Annotated in this window: 4 protein-coding genes and 5 pseudogenes; 7 read left to right on the forward strand and 2 right to left on the reverse strand. The window is 49.0% G+C overall.

From position 1 onward, the window contains the following. The 4 genes and pseudogenes from SB13_RS18205 to SB13_RS16755 all read left to right on the forward strand — a co-directional run. A pseudogene (locus SB13_RS18205) lies at window positions 1-1118 on the forward strand (RHS repeat-associated core domain-containing protein); the annotation flags it as partial. A 13-nt stretch (window positions 1119-1131) separates the two neighbouring features. Continuing rightward, window positions 1132-1776, forward strand: a complete 645-nt coding sequence (locus SB13_RS16745) for an Imm43 family immunity protein (protein ID WP_026741437.1) — start codon at window positions 1132-1134, stop codon at window positions 1774-1776. Between the two features lie 363 nt (window positions 1777-2139). Beyond that, a pseudogene (locus tag SB13_RS17505) lies at window positions 2140-2667 on the forward strand (HNH/ENDO VII family nuclease); the annotation flags it as partial. 10 nt (window positions 2668-2677) lie between these two features. Next, window positions 2678-3109 carry a hypothetical protein gene (locus tag SB13_RS16755; protein ID WP_026741439.1) on the forward strand — a complete coding sequence of 144 codons (432 nt, stop codon included), beginning with the start codon at window positions 2678-2680 and terminating at the stop codon, window positions 3107-3109. Between the two features lie 65 nt (window positions 3110-3174). Here SB13_RS16755 and SB13_RS16760 read toward each other — a convergent pair whose 3' ends face one another. Continuing rightward, window positions 3175-3354 (reverse strand): SymE family type I addiction module toxin, encoded by a 180-nt coding sequence (locus SB13_RS16760; RefSeq protein ID WP_026741440.1) that lies wholly within the window; start codon window positions 3352-3354, stop codon window positions 3175-3177. A 36-nt stretch (window positions 3355-3390) separates the two neighbouring features. On the opposite strand from SB13_RS16760, the pseudogene SB13_RS16765 reads away from it, so the two are divergent. Both SB13_RS16765 and SB13_RS16770 read left to right on the forward strand, forming a co-directional pair. Further along, window positions 3391-4995, forward strand: a pseudogene (locus SB13_RS16765) (RHS repeat-associated core domain-containing protein); the annotation flags it as partial. Beyond that, entirely contained in the window at window positions 4980-5435 is a 456-nt protein-coding gene (locus SB13_RS16770) for a hypothetical protein (RefSeq protein WP_026741442.1), read from the forward strand. The pseudogene SB13_RS16765 and the gene SB13_RS16770, both read left to right, overlap by 16 nt. Window positions 5436-5512: 77 nt before the next feature. Here the strand turns inward: SB13_RS16770 and SB13_RS18080 are convergent. Beyond that, a pseudogene (locus SB13_RS18080) lies at window positions 5513-5847 on the reverse strand (SymE family type I addiction module toxin). Between SB13_RS18080 and SB13_RS16780 the strand changes: the two are divergent. Beyond that, a pseudogene (locus SB13_RS16780) lies at window positions 5830-6765 on the forward strand (RHS repeat domain-containing protein); the annotation flags it as partial. The pseudogenes SB13_RS18080 and SB13_RS16780 sit on opposite strands and share 18 nt — an antisense overlap.

Consider the following 6765-nt stretch of genomic DNA (forward strand, 5'->3'; position numbering starts at 1 on the left):
TATGAGTACGATGTCTGCGGCCGGTTAAGTCGCAAGCGAGAAGTCAGGCGGGATTCCGACCGAAAGAAACGCGCTACGAGTGGGATACGCAAGACCGGTTGCGTCGGCTGAGCCTGCCGGATGGCGCGCGCTGGCGATATGGCTACGATGCGTTCGGACGCCGGGTCAGCAAGGTGCGCGAAGGTCAGGTAGCCTCGTTGCAGTCGGTGTCGACAGTCCAGTACCAGTGGGACGGCGACCAGCTGGTGGGGCAGGTGCAATACTATGCGGACGGCACCCCGGCGCGGGAAGTGCAGTGGGTGTATGAGCCCGGCAGCTTCCGACCGCTGGCGCAGGTCGAACGCAAGGGAGAAGAGACCCGACTGCACTACGTGGTGACAGATTTAGCGGGCACGGCGAGGGAGCTGTGCAGCGAAACGGGAGAAGTTCACTGGCGGGGTGAGCAGGGGCTGTGGAACGGACACCGTGAAGACCGGTTGCCGGTGGGTCGGAAGCGTTATCTGGGCGACGCGGCGAACGAAGAAGTGTACTGCGAGCTGCGTTATCAGGGACAAATCTACGACGCGGAAACGGGGCTTTACTACAACCGGCATCGTTACTATGATGCGGACAGCGGGCAGTATATCTCGCCGGACCCGATAGGATTGGCAGGGGGCGAGAACCCTTATGCTTACGTTCCTAATACATTAAGTTGGGTAGATCCACTTGGACTATCACCTAGTAGTGTTTTAGATACAGCTTTAGGTGGGCAAGTAGGAGATCGATTGCAAGCGCATCACGTTATTCCTGTAGATATCTGGAAAAAACATGACAGTTTCTTTAACTCGATTGGGATGGGGGGCTCAAGGGATTCTGTTGGTAATGGTATTCATATTCCTGGAAGTCAGGCCGCTTATAAAGAGGGGCTAGGAAAAGGCATGGCAGTGTTCCATAGTTCAAAACATGATAATTATTCCAATATTGTATCAGATGAAATATCCTTAATTAAGGATCGATATAATGCAAAAGAGTTGACGGCTAAAGAGGCGAGGATTGAAGTGAAAAAACTTCAAATGGATTTGAAACGCCGTCTCTGGAGTGGTGATGTGCCAAAAACAAAATGTGGAAGGGTTTATTAATCGGAGTCTGGTGATGAGTGATTTATATTTGGTGATGAATGATTACAATGAGAACGAGCGTTTTTTAAAAGGCGTTTTTGATGTAGTGAAAACATACCCGGTTAAGGAGTCAAAATATGATTTCCCTTATTACCTCGAAGATGAAAACTGTCCGGACGATATTTTTTTGAATCTAGAAGAAGATAAGGAAATATTTTTCGATTATAGAAAAGATCAGGGGCATATTTTTTCAAGTAATCTTTGGGAGCTCATCTCTAAGTTTAGGATGCCTGAAAAATGTATTAAAAATTTATCCATCTCTTGCTGTGGTGAGAGTGTTACTTCGGATAAGAGATATAAATATGTATTTTTCCCGGCTCATGACTTCATTAATTACAAAGAATCTGTTTTATTGGATGTTACTCGTGGTTCATTAGTGCCTAATAAAATTATTTTCAATGAGTCTTCATTAAATGATTATGATATCTTTCAACTTAGCTCTAAAATCGTAATTGGTTTAAGACTGGTCATTAATGAAGATGTTAAACTATCTATAGAAAATAATGGGTTTACAGGTTTTAAGATTGTCCCTTTAGAACAGGCTCTTGTCGAGTATTGCAAAGATTATAGTTTTGATCCTAATCGAGTGTTAAAGAAAGTGAAAGCTAAATTACCTTGATTCAACAAGGTTCTAATTTTAAACTAACCTGAAAAGGTTCCTTAAGGATTTTTTCAGGTTTTTATCTGCTATTATACTAACCTATGCCTAAAAACCATCTTGTCAGGCATCACCGTGTATCTACCAAGCACTTACCTAATAAAGATTGTTCTGTGCCAGCTAAGTTACAGTTTGCTGTTATTCTGTATCCAGTCTGTTTATTAATTAGGTGGTGCTCCCATGCTTTAATCAGTTTGTGCCTATTTTACTCTCCGATATATAATGATTTTGTGCAGATAAAAACTATCATGTTAGGGCGGTAGCGTGTTTAATACTCATATCTACGATGCATTTTTGGCAGAGGTGTACCACCTAAAACGGTAGTATGACTCGCAGGAGGGATATTTCCTGTGCCCAGACCCGATAGGGTTGGCGGGTGGGATAAGGCCACAGGGGTATGTGCATAATCCATTAACTTGGGTTGACCCGTTCGGATTGTCAGGGTTTTTTACTTCTTCGAAGTTTGATGCGTCATCAGGAAATAGTCACACTGTTTATCAACAAGCAATTGATTGGGACTTGCCTGTAAATACTCGAAATGGAGTGAAAACAAACCTTGATATTGCTTTGGGTGGTGGGAGTCCATTTGTGGTGAAAAATGGAAAATATTCGCAAATAAACTTACATCATTCCAAACAGAATGGATTGGGATCATTATTTGAAGTGTCATCGGATACTCATCAGAAATATCGTTATACAAATTCCCTACATCCACATTTACCGAATTCTCATCCTGATAATCCCGTTGATAGGGAATTATTTAACACCGATCGAGACGCTTACTGGAAGCAGCGAGCTAATGAAGAGTTAAAACGCAGAGAATCCATTAATATCAAAAAGTCATGTGGCTAGTGAGGTTGCTATGATATCTAATAAAGTGAAAGAACATTTGAATAAAAACGGATGGTGGTTTGATGATTCAACAGAGTTATATGAAAGTGCTCTGTTATCAGTGGGTATAAGAATTGAGTCAGATATAGCTTACTTTTTCTTGCGTGCAGAAAGTGGAACCACTTTTAAAGGCAGAAAAAATGATATTTATCAATTGTGCTGGTTTATTGTAAATACGGATTATCAATTAAATATTAAGTCGGCACATGAAGGGCTGGGACTGCCTGATGAATACATTCCCCTTGATGGTTTTGAAGATGGAGGTGGGTATTTTTATAATAGAAAAACTGGTGAAGTTATTGAGTTGGAGTTGGGTGATAAATTAGTGAGTTTTTTGAATGGTGAGCTGAAGCCACAATGGGTTGACTTTAATTCATTTATTGAAGATTTTTTTGAATTGTAATAATTAAAAAAAGCCGGAAGTGATCCAACGATCCTTCCGGCTTTTTTTTAGCTGTTGGTTATCCGCTACAGATTAATCTGCGTCTCGATAATAATCCTGCCTCTTTCCATCGTGACGGTGACGGGCATCCCGGTCATAAAGCCCGACTCTTCCAGCCAGCGGCCTTTAAGGTTGATGGCGGAGGGCGGGTTAGGCTTGCCATTATGCGAAGCGTATCCCACGGTATAGTAACGCTCTGTTGCCAATCTCTTCTCTTTTAGTCGCGGGTTTAACGCTCACGTGTGGTGCAGGCCTATAACCGCTCCGGTCAGGTCATCTCTGAGCGGGTCAATGGGCTGTTGGCGCCGCTGCAACAGCAGTGGCAATCAGGGCGGTTGTCGGCGCTGGGCGTAGGTTCGCATCAGGCCTTGTCGTTCAGCCATACGGATGCGGGTCAGGAAAGCCTGCGTAGCAACGGCGCGGGCTTCGCGCTGTCGCAGAGCTGGAGCGAGACCGGGCTGTTAGAGCGTCAGGCGCTGGTAAACGGCGGCGGCAGCGAGCCGCACCATCTGGAACGGCGCTATCGCTACGACGTGCTAGACCGTCTGGTGGGGATAAAAGACGCCCATTGGGGTGAGCAGGATTTCCGCCTGAACGGCAACGGACAGGTCACGGCGGAGCGCCGGAATGGGCGCTGGCATCAGGCAAAACTGTTTGGTTACGACAGTGAGCAGAACCTGTGCGAAGTGTCGGAAATTATGGCCTCGTCCGGCGTCCCGTTGTCGGTGTCTCAGGCGGTGTCCGAGGGCCAGCGTCGCTATGACGGCGCAGGGCGTATCGTCGAGCGTGGCGATGTGCGCTATGAGTATGACGTCTGCGGCCGGTTAAGCCGTAAGCGAGAGGTGCGGGCGGGATTCCGACCGAAAGAGACACGCTACGAGTGGGATACGCAGGACCGGTTGCGGCGGGTGAGCCTGCCAGATGGCGCGCGCTGGCGATATGGCTACGATGCGTTTGGACGCCGGGTCAGCAAGGTGCGCGAAGGTCAGGTGGCCTCGTTGCAGTCGGTGTCGACAGTCCAGTACCAGTGGGACGGAGACCAGCTGGTGGGGCAGGTACAATACTATGCGGACGGCACCCCGGCGCGGGAAGTGCAGTGGGTGTATGAGCCTGGCAGCTTCCGACCGCTGGCGCAGGTCGAACGCAAGGGAGAAGAGACCCGACTGCACTACGTGGTGACAGATTTAGCGGGCACGGCGCGGGAGCTGTGCAGCGAAACGGGAGAAGTCCACTGGCGGGGTGAGCAGGGGCTGTGGAATGGACACCGTGAAGACCGGTTGCCGGTGGGACTGAAGCGTTATCTGGGTGATGCGGCGAACGAAGAAGTGTACTGCGAGCTGCGTTATCAGGGCCAAATCTACGACGCGGAAACGGGGCTTTGCTACAACCGGCATCGTTACTATGATGCGGACAGCGGGCAGTATATCTCGCCGGACCCGATAGGGTTGGCGGGGGGGCTGAGACCTCAGGGGTATGCTCACAATCCCTTTGAATGGGCTGATCCTTTGGGATTGAACCCAATTCCGCCGACATTTAAAGCGCAGTTTAGGGCAGCCAAAAGAGCATTGAATATACCGAAAAATGTTAATACACCTAAACCAGTAAAAGTATTTGATAGTAAATATGAGAATAGAACGGTATGGGAGTATGATGTAGATGGGAAGAAAAAATATATTGTTATGCACGAAGACGATAAATTTGGGCGTGGTCCACATTTACATACTGCCGATGATTTACATGGGAGTCCTTTAGAGCCGAAAAACAGATATAATCAGCATCCAGGGCATTTCCCTGAAGATAAAGAAGGCATAAAAGATTTGCGAGGTGAGAAATGTCCAAAACACTGAGGGAACGTCTAAAAAATGCTGCTCAGGATGGTGAGAAAAAAAGAATACTGAAATCTATTTCAGATGAGTTTTATTTTGATAACAATGAAGTTAATTTCTGTAAACGTGATTTTAATGATGTGCTTTTGTGCTTGGATGAAAAAGATATTGAAAGGATAGATTTGTCAGTGTCTGATGAGTCTATTTTTATTAGGTTTGACCGTTTTTTGAAGGGGTTAAACTCTATTGGTGATGTTTTGTTTTATGTGGCAACTAAAGATGATGATTGTTATTATTTGAAATTGTCCGTATCTTTCTTAAAAAGTAAACCTGATTTTTTTTGGAGGATTAAAGGGCATAATCATGGAGTGTCAAATTGTATTCTAGTTGAAGAGAATTGTGGTTTTGGGTTCGTTAAGTTATATACAGAGTATGGCTATGAATTATATGAGTGGTTTTGATTGTTAAATTTATAATCAGTTTGACCGGAAGCGATCTCAAAATCCTTCCGGCTATTTTATTTTTATCGGCTTGTGTATTACGCCAGCATATTCCCCTGTTCTGCCCGAATGGTTATTTTACTGGGTAGTACGTCAATCATTAACGGCTGGCCGAGTAGCCCGCTCTGCGTCAGCCAGTCCCCTGCCAGCGTCAGTTCGCCGTTGTCACTTACCCACAATCAGCCCCTCCTGTCTCGCTGCCGTCCAGTTCAGCCATCAGCGCCGCAATATCGGTATCCTCATCGGGTCGAGTCAGTATCAACCCGTTGCGGTACAGGCTGATACGGAACAGTTCGCTGGGGTGACCAACAGTCAGTGGCAGGACTGGCGGTATGAGTTTGACGCCGGCGGCCGGTTGAGCGGGGAGCTGCATTACGACGGGCGGGCGCACCGTTACGTTTATGATGCGGGCTGTTGGCGCCGCTGCAACAGCAGTGGCAATCAGGGCGGTTGTCGGCGCTGGGCGTTGGTTCGCATCAGGCCTTGTCGTTCAGCCATACGGACGCGGGTCAGGAAAGCCTGCGCAGCAACGGCGCGGGCTTCGCGCTGTCGCAGAGCTGGAGCGAGACCGGGCTGTTAGAGCGTCAGGCGCTGGTGAACGACGGCGGCAGCGAGCCGCACCATCTGGAACGGCGCTATCGCTACGACGTGCTGGACCGTCTGGTGGGGATAAAAGACGCTCACTGGGGCGAGCAGGATTTCCGCCTGAACGGCAACGGACAGGTCACGGCGGAGCGCCGGAATGGGCGCTGGCGTCAGGCAAAACTGTTTGGTTACGACAGCGAGCAGAACCTGTGCGAAGTATCGGAAATTATGGCCTCGTCGGGCGTCCCGCTGTCGGTGTCTCAGGCGGTATCCGAGGGCCAGCGTCGCTACGACGGCGCAGGGCGTATCGTCGAGCGCGGCGATGTGCGCTATGAGTACGATGTCTGCGGCCGGTTAAGTCGCAAGCGAGAAGTCCGCGCGGGATTCCGACCGAAAGAAACGCGCTACGAGTGGGATACGCAAGACCGGTTGCGGCGGGTGAGCCTGCCGGATGGCGCGCGCTGGCGATATGGCTACGATGCTTTCGGACGCCGGGTCAGCAAGGTGCGCGAAGGTCAGGTGGCCTCGTTGCAGTCGGTGTCGACAGTCCAGTACCAGTGGGACGGCGACCAGCTGGTGGGGCAGGTACAATACTATGCGGACGGCACCCCGGCGCGGGAAGTGCAGTGGGTGTATGAGCCCGGCAGCTTCCGACCGCTGGCGCAGGTCGAACGCAAGGGAGAAGAGACCCGACTGCACTATGTGG

This window comes from Lonsdalea quercina subsp. quercina (genome assembly GCF_000688695.1).
In the GTDB taxonomy this organism is placed as follows: Bacteria; Pseudomonadota; Gammaproteobacteria; order Enterobacterales; family Enterobacteriaceae; genus Lonsdalea; species Lonsdalea quercina_D.